Source organism: Sphingomonas canadensis (assembly GCF_026013525.1).
Lineage (GTDB): Bacteria > Pseudomonadota > Alphaproteobacteria > Sphingomonadales > Sphingomonadaceae > Sphingomonas > Sphingomonas canadensis.
This window is the reverse complement of record NZ_JAPDRA010000003.1, coordinates 61,747-80,264: the sequence shown is the minus strand read 5'-3', so window position 1 is coordinate 80,264 and position 18,518 is coordinate 61,747. Positions and strand designations below refer to the sequence as shown.

Annotated in this window: 18 protein-coding genes; 7 read left to right on the top strand and 11 right to left on the bottom strand. The window is 68.6% G+C overall.

Going from position 1 to position 18,518, the window contains the following annotated elements; genetic code table 11:
• Nucleotides 1–36: 36 nt before the first annotated feature.
• From OM513_RS07890 to OM513_RS07880, 3 genes are all read right to left on the bottom strand, one after another.
• Nucleotides 37–2,811, bottom strand: coding sequence for a DUF3857 domain-containing protein (locus tag OM513_RS07890; RefSeq protein ID WP_264943624.1), 2,775 nt, complete (start codon nt 2,809–2,811; stop codon nt 37–39).
• Between the two features lie 134 nt (nt 2,812–2,945).
• Nucleotides 2,946–4,868, bottom strand: coding sequence for an excinuclease ABC subunit UvrC (uvrC, locus tag OM513_RS07885; RefSeq protein WP_264943623.1), 1,923 nt, complete (start codon nt 4,866–4,868; stop codon nt 2,946–2,948).
• A 40-nt stretch (nt 4,869–4,908) separates the two neighbouring features.
• Nucleotides 4,909–6,315 (bottom strand): hypothetical protein, encoded by a 1,407-nt coding sequence (locus OM513_RS07880; protein WP_264943622.1) that lies wholly within the window; start codon nt 6,313–6,315, stop codon nt 4,909–4,911.
• A 201-nt stretch (nt 6,316–6,516) separates the two neighbouring features.
• Here OM513_RS07880 and OM513_RS07875 point away from each other — a divergent pair, with 201 nt between their 5' ends.
• Nucleotides 6,517–7,839, top strand: a complete 1,323-nt coding sequence (locus OM513_RS07875) for an amidohydrolase (protein ID WP_264943621.1) — start codon at nt 6,517–6,519, stop codon at nt 7,837–7,839.
• A gap of 64 nt (nt 7,840–7,903) precedes the next feature.
• Complete coding sequence (locus tag OM513_RS07870; RefSeq protein WP_264943620.1) at nt 7,904–8,650, top strand: class I SAM-dependent methyltransferase; 747 nt, start codon at nt 7,904–7,906, stop codon at nt 8,648–8,650.
• A gap of 51 nt (nt 8,651–8,701) precedes the next feature.
• On the opposite strand, the gene OM513_RS07865 is transcribed toward OM513_RS07870, so the two are convergent.
• Nucleotides 8,702–10,564 (bottom strand): CHASE3 domain-containing protein, encoded by a 1,863-nt coding sequence (locus OM513_RS07865; protein ID WP_264943619.1) that lies wholly within the window; start codon nt 10,562–10,564, stop codon nt 8,702–8,704.
• A gap of 117 nt (nt 10,565–10,681) precedes the next feature.
• Here OM513_RS07865 and OM513_RS07860 point away from each other — a divergent pair, with 117 nt between their 5' ends.
• Nucleotides 10,682–11,122, top strand: a complete 441-nt coding sequence (locus OM513_RS07860) for a surface-adhesin E family protein (protein ID WP_264943618.1) — start codon at nt 10,682–10,684, stop codon at nt 11,120–11,122.
• Nucleotides 11,123–11,209: 87 nt separating this feature from the next.
• On the opposite strand, the gene OM513_RS07855 is transcribed toward OM513_RS07860, so the two are convergent.
• From OM513_RS07855 to OM513_RS07835, 5 genes are read right to left on the bottom strand one after another with little or no spacing between them, the layout of a single operon-like run.
• Complete coding sequence (locus tag OM513_RS07855; RefSeq protein WP_264943617.1) at nt 11,210–11,815, bottom strand: F0F1 ATP synthase subunit B family protein; 606 nt, start codon at nt 11,813–11,815, stop codon at nt 11,210–11,212.
• Nucleotides 11,808–12,299: a F0F1 ATP synthase subunit B family protein gene (locus OM513_RS07850; RefSeq protein ID WP_264943616.1), complete on the bottom strand. Its 492-nt coding sequence runs from the start codon at nt 12,297–12,299 to the stop codon at nt 11,808–11,810. The genes OM513_RS07855 and OM513_RS07850 overlap by 8 nt, the downstream gene beginning before the upstream one ends.
• 56 nt (nt 12,300–12,355) lie before the next feature.
• Nucleotides 12,356–12,583, bottom strand: a complete 228-nt coding sequence (locus tag OM513_RS07845) for a F0F1 ATP synthase subunit C (RefSeq protein WP_264943615.1) — start codon at nt 12,581–12,583, stop codon at nt 12,356–12,358.
• Nucleotides 12,584–12,628: 45 nt separating this feature from the next.
• Nucleotides 12,629–13,411, bottom strand: a complete 783-nt coding sequence (locus tag OM513_RS07840; RefSeq protein WP_264943614.1) for a F0F1 ATP synthase subunit A — start codon at nt 13,409–13,411, stop codon at nt 12,629–12,631.
• Nucleotides 13,412–13,450: 39 nt separating this feature from the next.
• Nucleotides 13,451–13,768: an AtpZ/AtpI family protein gene (locus OM513_RS07835; protein WP_264943613.1), complete on the bottom strand. Its 318-nt coding sequence runs from the start codon at nt 13,766–13,768 to the stop codon at nt 13,451–13,453.
• 174 nt (nt 13,769–13,942) lie between these two features.
• Between OM513_RS07835 and radC the strand changes: the two genes are divergently transcribed.
• Both radC and OM513_RS07825 read left to right on the top strand, forming a co-directional pair.
• Nucleotides 13,943–14,623, top strand: coding sequence for a RadC family protein (gene radC / locus OM513_RS07830; RefSeq protein WP_264943612.1), 681 nt, complete (start codon nt 13,943–13,945; stop codon nt 14,621–14,623).
• Nucleotides 14,624–14,745: 122 nt separating this feature from the next.
• Nucleotides 14,746–15,210, top strand: coding sequence for a hypothetical protein (locus OM513_RS07825; RefSeq protein ID WP_264943611.1), 465 nt, complete (start codon nt 14,746–14,748; stop codon nt 15,208–15,210).
• An 82-nt stretch (nt 15,211–15,292) separates the two neighbouring features.
• Here OM513_RS07825 and OM513_RS07820 read toward each other — a convergent pair whose 3' ends face one another.
• A complete protein-coding gene (locus tag OM513_RS07820) occupies nt 15,293–15,748 on the bottom strand; it encodes an EF-hand domain-containing protein (protein ID WP_264943610.1) in 456 nt (151 codons plus the stop codon).
• 176 nt (nt 15,749–15,924) lie between these two features.
• Here OM513_RS07820 and OM513_RS07815 point away from each other — a divergent pair, with 176 nt between their 5' ends.
• Nucleotides 15,925–16,533: a DUF1287 domain-containing protein gene (locus OM513_RS07815; RefSeq protein WP_264943609.1), complete on the top strand. Its 609-nt coding sequence runs from the start codon at nt 15,925–15,927 to the stop codon at nt 16,531–16,533.
• Nucleotides 16,534–16,625: 92 nt separating this feature from the next.
• Nucleotides 16,626–17,936: an adenylosuccinate lyase gene (gene purB / locus OM513_RS07810; RefSeq protein WP_264943608.1), complete on the top strand. Its 1,311-nt coding sequence runs from the start codon at nt 16,626–16,628 to the stop codon at nt 17,934–17,936.
• A gap of 113 nt (nt 17,937–18,049) precedes the next feature.
• Here purB and OM513_RS07805 read toward each other — a convergent pair whose 3' ends face one another.
• Complete coding sequence (locus OM513_RS07805; RefSeq protein ID WP_264943607.1) at nt 18,050–18,499, bottom strand: glycine zipper 2TM domain-containing protein; 450 nt, start codon at nt 18,497–18,499, stop codon at nt 18,050–18,052.
• Nucleotides 18,500–18,518 lie beyond the last annotated feature (19 nt).

The window sequence follows — 18,518 nt, the reverse complement described above, 5'->3', positions numbered from 1 at the left end:
CGGCGGCGGGCCGGTGCGTGCATCAGACCGCCGGCTTCAGGGCTTGATCCCCCATTGGGCATATCGCGCGTCGACCCCCGGCGAGATCGCCCGCGCGCCGGCCAGATCATCCTCGGCGGCTTTCAGATTCTCCGCTCCGCCGATCCGGCGGCGCACGATGCCGCGCATGAACAGGCTCGCCGCCATCTCCGGATTCTGTTCCAGCGCGGCGTCGAAATCGGCCAGCGCCTCCTCCATCCGGCCCATGCGAAAATAGATCAGCCCGCGGCTGTCGAGCACGGGAGAACTATCGTCCACCAGTTCGATCGCGCGCGTGCAATCCTTCAACGCGGAGGCAAGCTCCACATTGTTGGTTCCCTTGAACCAGCAGCGGCTGTTGAGCAGCGCGGGCAGGCCAGGTTTGGCCGCGATGGCTTCGTCGAGCGCCGCAAGGCCTTCGGTCACGCGGCCCGCACGCGCCAGCACATCGGCCTTCAGGCTGGCCAGCGCCTCGCGCTTGCCGCCAGCGTTCAACCGCTCCTCCACCATTCCCAGAGCTTCGTCGGTTCCGCCGTCGCGGCTGAGCTGATCGACAAGGAAACCGAACGCCGCGTCCGAGGCGGAATCGAGGTCATAGGCCTCCTGGGCGTCGGCCAGCGCGCCCCGCTGGTTGCCGAGCGCGAACCGCTTCGCGCCGCGTTCGAGATAGGCATCGACCGAGGGAGCGAGCGTCACCACCATGTCCAGGTCCTTCAGCGCGCCGGCATGATCACCGATCCGCTCAAGGAACCATGCCCGCTTCGTGTAACCATCGGCGTCGGTGGGATCGTCGGCGATCTTCTGGTCATAGATGGCGCGGAGCCGCTGGAGCCCGGGGCCGTCCTTCAGCGCCGCCGCCAGCCGCCAGCGCGGAGGATATCCGGCAGGAGCGATCGCGGTCAGCCTGCGCGACTTGGCGACGTTCAGGCGCCCGCGTTCCGCCGGGATATCGGCAGGGGCGATCTCGCGCGTTCCCTTGACGCTGCGATCCTCGATCGTCAGCCAGCCATCGGCAAGGAGCACGCTACGCTTGAGCTCGACCCCGCCCAGCGCGGGGGGCAGTACCTGATCGCCGTCCAGCGTGAAGCCTTCCCCCGCACCCGGCAGCCGGATGCGCAGCGCGACGCGGCGGTTCTCCACATCGCCGGTCGCCACCGGGATATCGCGCCACGAAGGCCGCGCGCGATCGGGCGCGAAATCGATATCGCCCACGGTGCGGTCGGCCTCCAGCCGCACACGGCCGTCCTTATCCGCCCAGTCCGGATAGCTCATGCCAGAGGCGGTGATCACGGTCGCCCCGCTGGCCGCGTCATAGGCGACCGAGCGCGAGACGAGCGTAGGGCTCCAGGCGATCTCGTCCACCAGCAGGTCCACCATCGCATCCAGCTTGTCGGGATCGCCCATCGCCTGGATCATGCGCAGCAGTTCCGATTGCTGCCCACGCAGCGCCAGGCGCAGCTTCACCGGCGCGGGCAGGCTGAGGCCGGCGCTCGAATCCACCTCGATATCCAGATCGAAATCGGGCCGGGCGTTGCCCTTCAACGGCATCGCCTCCAGCGCCGTGGTGCCCGGGCGCATCGGCAGCGCATGGCGATAGGGCGGAACGTCCCCCAGATCGTCTATCCGCGCGCCCTGGGCGGTGCCGTCCAGCCACAGCACCTGTCCACCGATCTGCGCCCGCACGATCACATGATCGAACGCGCCGGGGGACGGCAATCGTTCGGGCAGCAGATCGCCCAGGGTGGTGCTGACCATCGCCGGCACGGCATCGACCCCCAGCTCGTGCAGGATGGCGGTCAAGAGCAGCGTCTTCGCCTTGCAGTCGCCATACCGCAGCGACCAGGTCTGCTCCGGCGTCTGTGGCACATAGTTGCCGCCCTCCATGCCGTTGTAGAGATAGCGCACCTCGTCCTGCACCAGCCGCAGCGCCAGCGCGGCGCGGGTGCGCGGGTCCTTCGATTGCGCGGCGATCTTGGCTACTTCAGCGGCCAGCGGACTGCCCGGAACGATCGTGCCCTTGGTGGCATAGAGCGGCGTCATCACATTCACCACATCGCCCCATCCGCCGAAGCTGGTCACCTCCACCAGCGGCAACAGCTTGAAGCGCTGCGGCGCGTCGGCAGGAATTTCGGCGAGCTTCGACAGCGGCATGCTCGCGACTACTTCGTCGTTGCCGCCCGCGGTGGTGAACTTGAAAGCGGCGGTCTGGACGTGCGACTTCCACTTGACCTTCATCCCGGCCGGCCATTGCAGGCGCAGGCGGCCGAACTTCACCGGCGCGGGCCCGGCGACCAGTCCGGCATAGCCCTGCACCCGGCCTTTCAGCGCCGGATCGCGCGTGGACACGCTGAATGCGACGCGCAGCACATCGCCGACGCGCAGGCCCTGCACCGCCATGGTGGCGGTGAGCACGCCGTTGACCTGGCCCTGCTCCAGCATCTGCTCGCGCCGCAGCACCGAGAAGCGCGCCTCGCCCGCCAGCAGGTCGATGCGCTCGCCCGCGCGCAGGATCTCGGCGGCATGGACGATCAGATCGCCCTTGTCGGGCACCCAGGGAAGCTGGATCGTACCCGCCTGCGCCAGGATCTGCGTGTTGGCGATGCGCGTCGCGGTCTCGACATAGACCTGCGAAGTGTCGCCATCGAGCCGGATTTGCTGGTCCAGCACCAGCACCAGCGGATCGCCGTCGGTCAGCTTGGCGGTGTCCACCGCAGGCGCGGGCACGACCCAGGCAGGCACAGGGGCATAGAGCGGCTTTTCGCCCGCCCAGGCGGTCCCGGCCGCGAGCAGCATGAAACACGACAGAAAAAACCGGAAGATCATCGCCCCACCCCCGAAAATCACGGTGAGCCTAACGGCTTCGTGCCGCCGGACAAGCGAAGTTCTTCAGGCCGGCGTACAATTCATGGAAAATCCTCGGTAAATGCTCACCCGGCGTGGAAATAATCGTAAAGCTGCTGGGCCATCGCCTTGCTGACCCCCGGCGCCTTCTGCAAGTCTTCCAGGCTTGCCGACTTCACCGCGCGGGCGGTACCGAAGTGCATCAGCAGCGCCTTCTTGCGCGCGGGGCCGATTCCGGGAACCTCGTCCAGCGGGCTGGCGGCGATCGCCTTGGCGCGTTTGGTGCGGTGCGCGCCGATCGCGAAGCGATGCGCCTCGTCGCGCAGCCGCTGGAGGTAGAAGAGCACGGGCGAATTGACCGGCAGCGTCAGCTCGCGCCCGTCCATCAGGTGGAATATCTCGCGCCCCTCGCGGCCATGGTGCGGCCCCTTCGCCACGCCCACCATCGCCACATCCTCGATCCCCAGCCCCTCCAGCACCGCCATGGCGGCGTTGAGCTGGCCGCGGCCGCCGTCGATCAGCACCAGATCGGGCCAGCCTTCGCCCTGGCGGTCCGGGTCTTCCTCTTGCGCGCGGGCGAAGCGGCGGTCCAGCACCTCGCGCATCATGCCGTAATCGTCGCCGGCCACAGTCTCGGCGCGCTTGATGTTGAACTTGCGATACTGGTTCTTGCGAAAGCCCTCCGGCCCCGCGACCACCATCGCGCCCAGCGCGCTGGTGCCCTGGATATGGCTGTTGTCGTACACCTCGATCCGCCCGGGCGGCTCGGGCAGCTCGAAGATGTCGGCGATCTCGGCGAGCAGCTTCGCCTGGGTGGTGCTTTCCGCCAGCCGCCGGTCAAGCGCCTCCACCGCGTTGCGCGCGGCCTGGTCCATCAGCCGCCGCCGCGTGCCGCGCTGGGGGACACTGAGCGCCACCTTGTGCCCCGCGCGCTCCGCCATCGCCTCCGCCAGCAGCGCGGCCTCGGGCAGATCGCGATCGACGAAGACATGCTTCGGCGGCGGCACCTCTTCATAGAATTGCATCAGGAACTGACTGAGCACCTCCTCCTCCGCCACCTCCTGGGTGTGCGCGGGGAAGAAGCTGCGGTGCCCCCAGTTCTGGCCGCCGCGGATGAAGAAGGCCTGGATACCCATCACGCCGGACTTGTGCGCCAGCGCGAAGACATCGGCGTCGCCCACCCCTTCGGCGTTGATCGCCTGGCTGCCCTGGATGAAGGTGAGCGCCTTCAGCCGGTCGCGCAGCACCGCCGCCTGCTCGAAATCGAGCGCGTCGGAGGCCGCCTGCATCGCCTCGCCCAGCTTGGCCTGCACCTTGGTCGAACGGCCGGTGAGGAAATCGCGCGCGTCGCCGACCAGATCGGCATAGCCCGCCGCGTCGATCCGCCCCACGCACGGCGCCGAGCAGCGGCGGATCTGGTACAGCAGGCACGGCCGGTCGCGGGTGTTGAAGAAACCGTCGGTGCAGCTTCGCAGCAGGAACAGCTTCTGCAGCGCGTTCAGCGTCTTGCGCACCTGACCGGCGCCGGCGAACGGCCCGAAATAATCGCCCTTGAAGCGCCGCGCGCCGCGATGGAGCTGGACGCGGGGAAAGTCATGGTCGTGCCGCAGCAGGATGAAGGGGAAGCTTTTGTCGTCGCGCAGCAGCACATTGTAGGGCGGGCGGAACCGCTTGATGAGCTGCGCCTCCAGCAGCAGCGCCTCTGCCTCGTTGTTGGTGGTGACGATGGTCATGCCGCGCGTCTGCGCCACCATCCGCTGGAGCCGCTTCGGCAGCCGCGCGACCTGGGTATAGTTGGTCACGCGGTTCTTCAGCGCCCGCGCCTTGCCGACATAAAGCACGTCGCCGCGCGCATCCTGCATGCGATAGACGCCCGGGCGCGCGGGCAGCGTCTTCAACACGTTGCGGATCGCCGCCACCCCCGCGTCCAGATCCGGCGCATCGGCGCCGCGCACGGCATAGGTCGCCTTCTCCTCGTTGAAGCGGCTGGGGGAGTTCGGGTCGGACATCGAAGGCCGAATCTAGGCGCTCTCCGGCCCCCGCGCCACCTCAGCGCGCGGGCAGGCCGGCCACCCACGCCCGGATACCGGCAGTATCCTCAAGGCTGCCGGTCCAGCGGTGAAGCGGCGTGGCCGGCATGTTCGATCCCCGCGCGCGGCCCCGGTACACCTTGGTCGGTATCCAGGCGCGCAGCACCCCGGACGGCAGGTCCTGGTCGCGGATATCCATGTAAAGCGTGTCGGCGGAGGTTTCCTGGCCCACCTGGATCGCACCGAGCGCGGTGAGCAGGTCTACCGCGTCGAGACAGGCCGATGCGCAGAAGCTGTCGGTGAACACGAACACCCGCGCCTTCACGCGATTAGGCCCGGCATCGGGGAGTGGCCCGGCATCGGGATTGCGCGCCGACCAGAAAGGCCGGCCCGCCGCCTTTGCCCCCTCCATCGCCGCCACTACGCGGGCCAGCCACTCGGTCGCATAGGCGTCGCCGCGCGCCTTCGCATCCTCATATGCCCCGCGATAATTGGCGATATTGGCGTCGGAAATGCGATAATCGGGGTAGCTGCCATCCTCCGCCTTCGCATCGGTATACCGCTTGCCCCAGATCGCCTGCGCGATCTGTAGCATCCAGCCCGATGAGCCGCCGTCGTTGCCGCGCAGATCGAACAGCAGCAGATCGGCCTCCGCCACCGCGTCGCCGCGGGCGTTGGTCTGCGCCACCAGCGCGGTCAGCGCCTTGGTGGTATCCGCCTCCGGATCGGTGTCGAACGATCCCAGGTTGAACGCATAGCCCTTGGCGCCCAGCGGCTCCATGCCGATGCCGGCGTTGGCCCGGGCTCCGGTGATCGCGACGATCAGCTTGCTCCGCCGCGCGGAATCGATCGGCTGCCAATCGGGCTTCACCGCAATGCGCTTGCCGTCCTGCAGGAAAGTACAGCGGCGGACCGGCGCACGGAACGGATTGTCGGAGCGCAGGAACAGACGCGGCGCGGTGCGCTCACGGGTGGACGTGAGCGACCAGCGGCCGACCAGCGGCGCCAGCTTCTCCTCGGCAAGCGCCGCCGCGCGTTTGCCGTCGCATTTTTCCAGCACGGCGCCCACCGCCGGCATGCCCGCGCCGCCTTCCGAATGCGCGACCACATAGGCGCCGCCGCGATAGGCCACGGCGAACCCCGGCCAGATGAAGTCCCATTTGTACCCCGGCCCCCGGTCGCCGACGCCCAGATGGCCGTCATCGAATGCGTTGGCGAATTCGGTCATCGCCCAATAATATTCGCGATAGCCGATTCCCGGCTTCGCCCGCGACAGCGCGAGGGCATAGGCCCTCTCCAGCGTTTTGCCGAAACCTGGATTTTCGGAATCAAAAGGGCCGGGATGCGAATCGAGGATCGCGTCGTGAAAGGCGCTGGCGTCCGCACGCAGCGCGGCCTGCCAGTCCTTCACGTCTTCCCGCTTCACCGGCGCGGTCTGGGCGGCGGCGGCGGCCGTAAGCAATACTGCGGGAAGGAGGGCAAGACGCGGGATCGCGCGCAAGAATCGGTACAGCATCACGGCGATAGCTAACCCATTCGCCCGCCGGTGGCGAGACGAGGCGCGCGATTGCCCCACCGCCGCGGAGTGGCTAGCCTTTCCGAAACCGACCTTGCGGGAGTACCGGCCATGCGCATCCTGACGGCGATCCTCGCCACCACCCTTCTCGTCGCCCCCGCCCAGGCGCGCGGGCCGGATTTCGCGGCGTCGGTGGAGGCGGACTACAAGGCGCATCTGGAGGCGCTGTTCCTCGATTTCCACCGCAACCCGGAGCTTTCGTACAAGGAAAGCCGCACCGCCGCGATCATGGCGAAGGAGCTGCGCGCCGTCGGCGGGATCGAGGTGACCGAGGGCGTGGGCGGCACCGGCGTGGTGGGCGTGATGCGCAACGGCAAGGGGCCGGTGATCCTGGTCCGCGCCGACATGGACGGGCTGCCGCTGAAGGAGGACAGCGGCCTGCCCTATTCCTCGTCGGTCACCCAGGTCGATATCGACGGCATCGAGAAGCCGGTGATGCACGCCTGCGGCCATGACGTTCACATCACCGCGATGATCGGCACCGCGCGCCAGCTCGCGCGGATGAAGGACCGGTGGCGCGGCACGGTGGTGTTCGTCGTCCAGCCCGCCGAGGAACGCATCGGCGGCGCGCGCAAGATGATGGAGGACGGGCTCTACACCCGCTTCCCCAAGCCCGATTTCGCGCTCGCCTTCCACGTCGCCGCCGGATACCCGACCGGCCGGCTGGTGCTCGATCCCGGCATCAGCAGCTCTTCGTCCGACAGCGTCGATATCGTCATCAAGGGCGTGGGCGCGCACGGGGCATCGCCGCACAAGGGCAAGGACCCGATCGTGATGGGTTCGGAGATCGTGATGGCGCTGCAGACGCTGGTCAGCCGCGATATCTCTCCGCTGCGCCCCGGCGTGGTGACGGTCGGCGCGTTCAACGCGGGCTTCAAGCACAACATCATCCCGGACAAGGCCGTGCTCCAGCTCACCGTCCGATCCGACGACGAGGATACGCGCGCCCGGCTGCTCGCGGGGATCAAGCGGATCGCCGAGAACGTCGGGCGGATGAACGGCCTGCCCGAAGACATGCTGCCCGAGGTGCGCGTCGGATTCGAATCGACGCCCGTGACGATCAACGACGACGCGCTCACCGCGCGCGTGCGCGGCGCCTTCGCGGCGGCGTTCGGGCCGCAGATCCTGTATTCGGAACCGCGCGATTCGATGGGGGCGGAGGACTTCGCCTATTTCATCCAGCGGGACCTGGGCGTGCCCGGCGCCTATTTCGAGGTGGGCGGCACGCCGCAATCGGCGATCGACGCGCAGAAAAAGGGCGGCAAGCCCGTGCCGTCGCACCATTCGCCCTTCTTCTGGGTCGAGCCGCAGCCCTCGGTCACGCTGGGCACCCAGGCGATGACGGTGGCGGTGCTGGACCTGCTGAAGAAATAGCGCGGCCTTGCGCCGGGGCGGCACGTGTCATAGTCTAACAAGACACTCCAGGAGAGGATTGTCCATGAAGCTGCTCGTCCCGGCCGCGCTGCTCGCGCTTGCCGCCCCGTTCGCCGCCCAGGCCCAGACGGTGAGCCCCGCGATCGCCGCCGCGCTGGCCGATCCCGCCCGCCCCGCCGCCGATCGCGAGCGCGATGCCGCGCGCCATCCGGGCGAGATCCTGGCCTTTGCCGGGGTGAAGCCGGGCGACAAGGTGGCCGATTTCCTGCTGGGCGGCGGATATTGGACGCCGGTCCTGTCCGCGCTGGTGGGGCCGAAGGGGCATGTCTATGCCTTTCAGGCGAACGAATATATCGCCTTCCGCGCCGCCTATGCCGATGAGCAGAAGGCCGCCGTCGCGGGCCGCGCCAACGTCACCGCGCTGGCCCAGCCGCTTGCCGCCTTCTCTTTCCCGGAGCCGCTGGACGTGGTTCTGACGGTGCAGAACTGGCACGACTTCCACCTGAAGGTGATGCCCGCCGGGCTGGGCGATACGGTCGCGGCGCGGCTGTTCGCGGCGCTGAAGCCGGGCGGCGTGCTGCTGGTGGCGGATCATGTCGCCAATCCCGATCCGGCGATGGAGGCGCCCCAAGCGCTGCACCGCATCGACCCCGCCGCGCTGCGCGCCGAGATCGAGAAGGCCGGCTTCGTGTTCGAGGGCGAAACCGCGATCCTGCGCGATCCCTCCGATCCGCACACCGCCAACGTCTTCGCGCCGGAAATCCGCGGCAAGACCGACCAGTTCGTCTACAAGTTCCGCAAGCCGGCCTGAGCAGGGCGCGGGCCGGGAAGCGCGCCCGTCGCGCGGCCCCGGCCGCTCCGCCTATCCTGCGCTGTCGAGTACCGATCGCACCTTGGCGGCGAGCTGGGTGACCGTGAACGGCTTGGCCAGGAATTGGACGTCATGGTCCAGCACGCCGTTGTGGACGATGGCGTTGCGCGTGTAGCCGGTGGTGTAGAGCACGCAGAGCCCCGGCCGCGCCGCGCGCGCCGCATCGGCCAGGCGGCGGCCGTCCATCCCCGGCATCACGATATCGGTGAACAGCAGGTCCACCCGCTGATCGCCACGCAGCAGATCGAGCGCGCGCTCGGCATCCGGCGCGTCGATCACGGTATAGCCCAGCTCGCGCAGGGCATCGACGGAGAGTTCGCGCACCCGCTCCTCGTCCTCCACCACCAGCACCACCTCGCCGGGCGCCGCCTGGGGCAGATGCGCCGCCGGGCCGGCCGGGGCGCTCGCGGCGCCCTCGCCGAAATGGCGCGGCAGATACAGCTTCACCACGGTGCCGACGCCGATCTCCGAATAGATCTTCACATGCCCGCCGGATTGCTTGACGAAGCCATAGACCTGGCTGAGCCCCAGCCCCGTGCCCTTGCCCACCTCCTTGGTGGTATAGAAGGGGTCGAACGCGCGTTCGGCCACGTCGGCGGGCATGCCGCAGCCGGTGTCGGTGACGGAGATCATCACATATTGGCCCGCCGCCACCTCGTCATGAACCCGCGCATATTCGTCGTCCAGATGCGCGTTGGCGGTCTCGATCGTCAGCCGCCCGGCGCCGTCCATCGCATCGCGGCCGTTGACGCACAGGTTGACCAGCGCGTTCTCCAACTGCCCGGAATCGACGAAGGCGGGCCACAGCCCGCCCGCCAGCACGGTTTCCAGCCGCACCGTCTCGCCGATCGTCCGGCGCAGCAGTTCGGACATGCCGCCCACCAGCCGGTTGACGTCGATCGCGCTGGGCGCGAGCGGCTGGCGGCGGGCGAAGGCGAGCAGCCGCTGGGTAAGCTGCGCCGCGCGCTCGGCGCCCTGCATGGCGGCGTCGATGCTCGCCTCCGCCCTTGCCGGGTCCTGCGCCAGGCGGCGCTTGGCCATGTCCAGGCTGCCGATCACCACCGCCAGCATATTGTTGAAATCATGCGCGATGCCGCCGGTTAGCTGGCCGATCGACTCCATCTTGTGCATCTGGCGCACCTGCGCCTCCGCCGCCTCGCGCGTGGCGGCTTCCTCCTTCAGCCTGCGGTTGGCGGCCTCCGCCTCATCGCGTGCCGCCGCGGCATCGCGGGCACGCGCGCGCGCGTCGCGCGTCACCAGTACCGCGAGCAGCGCCACCAGCAGCGCCGCGACCACCAGCCAGATGCCGAACAGGCGCGCGCGATCCTGCGCATCCTGCCCGCGCTCGGCCAGCAGCCGCGCCTCCTCCGCGTGCATCCTGCCCACCAGTTCGCGCGTCCGGTCCATCAGTTGCTTGCCGACCCCGGTCCGGACGGCCTCCCGCGCGCCATCGCCCTGGCCGTCGCGCGCCAGGCCCAGAACATAGGCCAGCCGGTCGAGCCGCTGGTCCACCAGCCGCGTCAGCTCCACGGCGCGTTCGCGCTGTTCCGGGTTGTCGGAAACCGCCTGGGTGAGCGCGGCAAGCTCGTCCGGCAGCGCTTCGCGCGCCTGCTCATAGCGTCCCAGATGCGCCGGGTCGCGCGAGACGATGAAGCCACGCTGCGCCGATTCGGCGTCCTGCACCAGCGAGAACACCTTGGCGAGCCGGCTCTCCACCTCCAGCGTGTGCAGCACAAGCGCCTGCGCCCGCTGCTGCGCCTGAAACAGCAACAGCATGCCGCCCACCGCCGCCGCAAGGACGACGAAGGCGGCAATGAGCCCGATCAGCCCATAGTCGCGGCGGGGTTCAGCCATGCCCAAGTTTTAGGCGTTTTGCGTTGCCGGGCAATGTCTGGCCTTTTCGCATCTGCGGCGGCGTGGCAGACTTGCCGGCCGGGGTGCGTATGCCCCGCGCCATATGGGGAGGTTTCGATGCGTATCCTGCTTGCCGCCAGCGCGCTGGCTGTCCTCATGTCGCCGGCCGCGGCCTCGGCGACGAGCTGGTACCGGGTGGCCGTGGGCGACACCACGGTGATGTATGTCGATCTCGACAGCTTCAAGAACGTCGGCGGGAATATCGAGGTGCTGACCCAGTCGGTCTATGCCAAGCCGCTGGACGGCGACATCTACGCGGCACAGGTCCGCACCGTCTATCACTGCTCGGCGGGCTATTTCCGCACCACCGAATACAGCTACATCGATGAGGACGGGAACATCTTCCTCACCGAAGCATCGGTCACCATAAACGAGAAGAAGACCGCGAAGCCCGGCAGCATCAATCAGGGCGCGTTCGATTTCGTGTGCAAGGGCGTGGGCGGCACCCGGATCTCCGACGATCCGATGGACGACGCCTATGCGGAACTCGGCCTCTGAAAACGCGAGCGGGCGGCGCCATCGGCACCGCCCGCCATATTCGCTATCGCGTCCCGCGCCGATCGCCGGCACAGGCCCCCTTCAAGCTCAGTTGAGCCGGCCCAGACCCGCGATCGTCTGGTCCACCAGCGCCTTGTCGGCCGCGGCGCCGTGCTTCTCCGCGATGATCGCCGCGGCGGCCTTGGCCGCGGCATCGGCGGTGCGGGCGCGGATCTCGGCGATCGCGGCACGCTCGGCGGCGGCGATCTTGTCCTCGGCCATCTTGGCGCGGCGCTTGGTCAGTTCCTTGGCGTCCGCCTCGGCCTTGGCGACCAGCGCCTTGGCGTCGGCGTCGGCCTGCTCGATCATCGCGGCGGCATCCGCCTCGGCCCCGGCGATCTTGCGGGCATATTCGTCGCGCAGCGCCTCGGCCTCCGCGCGCAGCGCCTTGGCCTCGTCCAGCCGCGCGCGGATCGCCGCGATCTGGCCGTCCAGCCCGCGCGCGACCAGCCCGGGCACCTTCTTCCAGAGCAGGATGGCGATGAACACCGCCATCGCGATCGAGACCCAGACGGTGGCGTCGAGCCCGAACACCGCCGGATCGGCGTGATGCTCCGCCGCGCCGCCATGCGCCTGGGTGCTCGCGGTGGTGCCGTGCGCGGCTTCCGCGCCATGCTCCGCGGCGGGAGCGCCGTGGGTGGTTTCGTCAGCCATCGAGCGCAACCTTCACTGCCTTCAGAGCCTCGGCCTCGGTGACCTTCGCACCGGATACGCGCGCCACGATATCCTTCGCCGCATCGGCCGCGACCGATTCGATCTCGGCAGCGGCGGCAATGCTCGCCTCGGCGATACGCGCCTCGGCGGCGGCCAGCTTTTCCGCGGCCTTGGCGTCGGCCTTGGCGAGCGTCTTCTCGCTGGCGGCGGCGGCCTTGGCACGCGCCTTGGCGACCTGTTCCTGGGCGGCGGCACGGGCCGCCGTCTCACGAGCGCGCCAGTCCTCCTCGGCGGCGTCGGCAGCGACGCGCGCGGCCTCCGCAGCGGCGATGTCGTCGGCAACCGACTTGTCGCGGGCGTCGATGGTCGACATCACCTTGGGCGCCATGCCCCGGCCGATGAAGAAGAACACGATGCCGAACGTCAGCAGCAGCCAGAAGAGCTGCGACGCGAAGGTTTCGGCAAGCTGGGATATCTGAGGCATTTCAGTCCCATCCTAAGCGCGGGCCGGGGGCGTGCCCCGGCCCGTACCCGGAAAGATCAGGCGACGAAGATCAGGATCATCGCCACGACGAACGCGAGCAGGCCGAGAAGCTCGGCGGCCGCGAAGCCGATGAACAGGCGGCCCTGCTGGCCGTCGGCCGCACCCGGGTTGCGCAGCGCGCCCTCAAGGAACGAGCCGAACACGTTGCCCACGCCGATGGCGGCCAGGCCGGCGCCGATCGCCGCGATGCCCGCGCCGATGAGCTTTGCTGCTTCTGCGTCCATTTCAAATCACTCCTGCGTAGATACGGTTGGTTGGTTGCGAAAAACTCAGTGCAAATGCTCGGCGTCGTGGATGTACAGCGACGTGAGCAGCGCGAAAACATAGGCCTGGATGCCGGCCACCAGCACTTCCAGCGCCGAAATGCCGACCATCAGCGTGAAGCTGGGAAGGCCGACGATGCCGCCCCACAGCGGGCTGGCGTTGGCGGAGTTGATGACGAACCCGGCAAGCACCTTGAGCAGAATGTGCCCCGCGGTCATCGCGACGAACAGTCGCAGGCCCAACGAGAAGGGGCGGAACAGGAACGAGATCAGCTCGATGCAGAAGATCAGCGGGATCATCAGCGGCGGCGTGCCGTGCGGCACGAACAGGCTGAAGAAATGGAAGCCGTGCTTCCAGAAGCCCACGATCAGCACGATCGAGAAGCTCATGATCGCCAGCACGCCGGTTACGGTGAAGTGGCTGGTGAAGGTGAAGGGGTGGACGCCGAAGATGCCCAGCGGCAGCAGCCCGAGCAAGTTGGCGAAGAGGATGAACATGAACAGCGAGAAGATATAGGGCAGGTATTTGCGCCCGCCCTTGCCGATGTTGTCGTCCACCAGCTTGGCGACGAATCCGGTGAAATTCTCCACCAGCATCTGCCAGCGGCCCGGCACCACCTGCTGCTTCATGCCGCCCAGCATGAAGGCCCACAGGACCACCACCGTGACGAGCATCCATGCCGCCGAGTTGGTGAAGGCGATCTGGTGGCCACCAATGGTGAAGCCGTCCCAGATCGTCTGCACCTGGAACTGGTGCATCGGGTCGATCTTGCCTGATTCAGCCGCCACGCCTGCTGTCCGTCCTCAATTGCGCCAAGCGCCCGAAACTCATTCCGGGCGCCGGTTCGAAAGCCTGATGATGTTCCTGAACGCGCTTATGATGCCCAGGAAGAGCAGCGCGAGCAGGAGCCACGGGGAAGTGCCGAGGAAATAGTCGAGCGTTCCCCCGACCACGGCACCGCCCACCATCCCCCCGATCAGCTCCGCCAGCACGCGGTTTCCCAGGCGATAGGCCGCATCGCCCTTCGTGTCCGCGCTGCCGGTCCTGACCGCCTCCTGGTGCTTTGCCCGCCTCAGCCGCTCGTCTAGCGAGGCAAGGCGCGCATCCTCCTGGAGGGGTTCCGGTTCGGGCTCGTTCTCGGCCATTCGCTTCTCCGTCACGCCGGTTGACGCAGGCGTCGAAACGCAAGTGCCAAGGGGCGAGCCCGCCAAGGCACGGGCGCATTAGGAAGGGGGGGCGGGCGTGTCAACACTCCTGCCCGACTCATGCCCGATCGCGGGGGCTTTGCCGCCGCCGCGCGCCGCGCTACCCCTGCCGCGATGTCCGACGCACCCGATCACAGCGGCCACCGCGCGCGGCTGCGCCAGCGGCTGTTCCAGGGCGGGCCGGACGCGCTGATGGATCACGAGCTGGTCGAATATCTGCTCGCCCTGGCGATTCCCCGGCGCGATACCAAGCCGCTGGCCAAGGCGCTGCTGAAGGAATTCGACGGGATAGCCGGGCTGCTGACCGCCGACGCGGAGGCGCTGGCGCGCGTACCGGGGATGGGAGAAACCAGCGCCGCCGCGATCAAGACCGCGCATGCCGCCGCGCTGCGCCTGCTCCGCGCCCGGGTGACGGAGAAGCCGGTGCTCGCCAACTGGCAGGCTGTGATCGACTATCTACGCGCCGACATGGCGCACCATAAGGTGGAGCGCGTCCGCGTGCTCCACCTCAACAGCCGCAACATGCTGATTCGCGACGAGCTGATGAGTGAGGGATCGATCGACGAAGCCGCGCTCTACGTGCGCGAGGTGATCCGCCGCGCGGTCGATCTGGGATCGGCGGCGCTGATCCTGGTCCACAACCATCCCTCGGGCGATCCTTCCCCCAGCCGTGCCGATGTGGAGGTGACGCGCAACCTGATCGACGCGGGCCGCCGGCTGGGGATCGCGGTCCACGATCATGTCATCATGGGCACCGAAGGCCATGCCAGCATGCGCGGCCTGGGATTGATCTGAGAGCTGGCGGCAGGGTTGCGCGAGCGGCGGGAATCGCTCAGTTTCCGGGCGTTGCGCGCTCCGGCGCGCTGCGCGTTCCATCGTCCCGGGCGCTCTCTCCCGGGCATGCAAGGGAGACAGGAATGATCGCCAGGCACGCCATCCGCGCCGCCATCGCCGCCGCCGCGCTGTGCGCATCGGGCAGCGCTTCGGCCCAGCTCGTCAACGGCGACTTCCGCTTCCTGACCGAGAACGACGATAATGTGGTTATGGTGGGAACCACCGTCGCCGGCCCGGACACCGCCCGCCGTTTCGACGTGGTGCTGGTGCTGCGCTCCGCCGCGCCCAGCGGATCGGACAGCTTCGCCTTCGTGTTCGTGGCGGACTGCGTCAAGGGCACCTATCGCTACAGCTATACCGAGGCCTATTCGGGCAACACGCTGCTCAGCAGCGGCCCATCGGAGATGGAGGCGAAGCCGCCCGCCGCCGGCACGCTCAACGACGCCGCCCACAAATATGGCTGCGAGGGCAAATCGTCCGGCGGCGATTCGAAGATCGTGAAGGGCATGGGCGCGGCCCGAATGTACGGCCGATCGCTGCTGAATTGACCGGACGCGGGGGCGGCGGGCCTGCCCTGCGGGATAGGGGGCAGACCCGCCTTTCGCGCGGCCGGAGAGCGCGCGCGGCGCGTCAGCCCGCCTTCGGCGTCAGGAACACCGTCAGCTCCACCTGGCTGATGCCGGCATTCTTGTCGGCATCGGCCTGGGCGAAGGCGCCCTCGCTCCACGCCTTGGCCTCGGCGGTCCCGGCGTCGAAGGCCGGATCGGACGCCTTGCGCAGCGCCGCCATCCAGGTGGAGAACTCTGCCTTGTCGAGCGCGCCGCTGGCGTCCTTGTCATAGGACGCGAATTCCTTGCCGACGACGGCCGCGACCTGATCCGCGCTGGTCGCGGGCTGGGCGGCGGACTGGTCCTGCGCAGGGGCGGCGGCGGTAGGCTGGTCCTGACCCTCCTGCGGAACTGCGGGATCGGCTGCGGGCTGGGCCGGGGCCGATTCCTGCGGCGGCGCGCCCGCAGGCGGCGCCTCCTGCGCCAGCGCGGGGACGGAGACGGCGGCAACGGCCGTAAGCAACAGGGCCTTGTACATGGCTACTCCTTTTGTGAACTGGGCGCGCGCGGGCCATTCCGGGCGCGCCGAAAATAACGCTTATTCAATTGTTTGAACCAGCCCGGGCGGCACCGGGTTCCGCCGCGTGCGCATTGCCGCCACGCTCTGCCCCTGTTAGGCTGCGGCTCGTCGCAAACAGGCTGCGGAATCTGTGGATGACCATGGTCGATCGCCGCACGCTGCTGCTGGGAATAGGCGCCGGGCTCGCCGCATGCGCCGCGGCGGCGCCCGCCCGCGCCGCGACTCCCCGGGCCGCGAAGCTGATCGCCGCCGCGCGGGCCCAGCTCGGCGTCACGCTCCGCTACGACCCCGCCTATACGGCGCTTCGCTTCCCGATGGGCGACGTGCCGCGCGCCAAGGGGGTGTGCACCGATGTGCTGATCCGCGCCTATCGCGACGCGCTGGGGCTCGATCTCCAGGCGCTGGTCCACGCGGACATGAAGGCCGCCTTCGCCGCCTATCCCAGGATCTGGGGCCTGCGCCGCCCCGATCCCAGCATCGATCACCGCCGCGTGCCGAACCTGCGCGCCTGGCTGTCGCGCAAGGGCGCCGCGCTGCCCGTCCCGCGCGATCCCGCCGGGTGGCAGCCGGGCGACATCTTCACCTCGCTGATCTCCGGCCGGCTGCCGCACATCGGCATCGTCTCAGACCGTGCGGGCGCGCGCGGGCCGATGGTGATCCACAATATCGGCGCCGGCGCGCGCGAGGAGGACGCGCTGGGCGACTGGCCGGTCACCGGCCGCTACCGCTGGGCGCTGGGCTAGCGCGGGCTCCCGCCAGATAGCCCCGATCAAGGTTTGCTGCGCCGCCGCCCGCTTGCTATCGGCGCGGCCGTTCCTCCAGCGAAAGGCTTCCGATGGTCCCCCGTTACGCGCGCGCCGAGATGACCGCCATATGGTCCCCGGAGCAGCGCTTCCGCATCTGGTTCGAGATCGAGGCGCATGCCACCGAGGCGCTGGCCGATCTGGGCGTGGTGCCCAAGGCGGCGGCGCAGGCGCTGTGGGACTGGTGGGCCACCAATCCCGCGATCGACGTGCCCGCGATCGACGCGATCGAGGCCGTGACCAAGCATGACGTGATCGCCTTCCTCACCTGGGTCGCCGAACAGGTTGGCGATCAGGCGCGCTTCATGCACCAGGGCATGACGAGCAGCGACGTGCTCGACACCTGCCTGGCGGTCCAGCTTGCCCGCGCCAGCGACATCCTGATCGCCGATCTCGACAAGCTGCTGGAGGTGCTGAAGCGCCGCGCGATCGAGCACAAGATGACGCCGGCGATCGGCCGCAGCCACGGCATCCATGCCGAGCCGGTCACCTTTGGCCTGAAGATGGCGGAGGCCTATGCCGAGTTCGATCGCGCGAGGAAGCGCCTGATCGCGGCGCGCGAGGATGTCGCCACCTGCGCCATTTCCGGCGCGGTCGGCACCTTCGCCAATATCGATCCGGCGGTGGAGGCGCATGTCGCGGCCAGGCTGGGGCTGACGGTGGAGCCGGTTTCCACCCAGGTGATCCCGCGCGATCGCCATGCGATGTTCTTCGCCACGCTGGGCGTGATCGCCAGCTCGATCGAGCGGCTCGCGACCGAGGTGCGCCACCTCCAGCGCACCGAGGTGCTGGAGGCCGAGGAGTATTTCTCGCCCGGCCAGAAGGGCTCTTCGGCGATGCCGCACAAGCGCAATCCGGTGCTGACCGAGAACCTCACCGGCCTTGCCCGCATGGTGCGCGGCTATGTCACGCCCGCGCTGGAGAATGTAGCGCTGTGGCATGAGCGCGACATCAGCCATTCGTCGGTGGAGCGCTATATCGGGCCGGACGCCACCATCACGCTCGATTTCGCGCTCGCGCGGCTGACCGGCGTGATCGACAAGCTGCTCGTCTATCCGGAGCGGATGCAGAAGAACATGGACCGGATGGGCGGCCTGATCCATTCGCAGCGCGTGCTGCTGGCGCTCACCCAGGCGGGCGTGAGCCGCGAAGACGCCTACGCCATAGTCCAGCGCAACGCGATGAAGGTGTGGGAATCGGACGGCGCGCTCTCGCTGATGGAACTGCTCAAGGCCGATCCGGAAGTGACCGCCGCGCTGAGCCCGCAGGAGATCGAGGACCGGTTCGATCTGGGCTATCACCTGAAGCACGTCGACACGATCTTCGCCCGGGTGTTCGGCTAGAACCGGCCTTACCGTCGGGGAAGCGGACCGGCGCCGCTTCGGCATGGCTGAAAAACACGACGGGCCCGGTGCCGTGGCACCGGGCCCGCCCTGTCTTGGCTGCCTGCTGCGCCTTAGCGGCAGTGGCGGCCGTTGCCCTTGTCGATCTCGTTGCCGATCAGCCCGCCCAGCAGCGCGCCGACGATCAGGCCGGTCGTGTTGTTGCCGCGGCGATCCATGCTGCCGCCGATCAGCGCGCCGGCTGCCGCACCCACGACCAGCCCGGTCGAGCCGTCGCGGCGGGTGCAGTAATAGCGGCCGTCACGCCCGCGCCACGACGGGCCGTTGTAATAGCCGCGACGATCGTAATAGCGGTCATAGCGCGCGCCGCCGCGGCGGTGATCGCGATAGTCGCCCCGGTATTCGCCGCGATAGTCACCGCGATACTCGCCACGGTAGTCACCGCGATACTCCTGCTGATAGCCGCCGTGGCCATAACCGCCATGGCCCTGGGCAAGCGCGGCCGACGGAAGCGCCGGAACCGCGACGGTGAGGGCGGCGAGACCCAGAATGAACTTGCGCATGTCTTTGCTCCTCGAATCT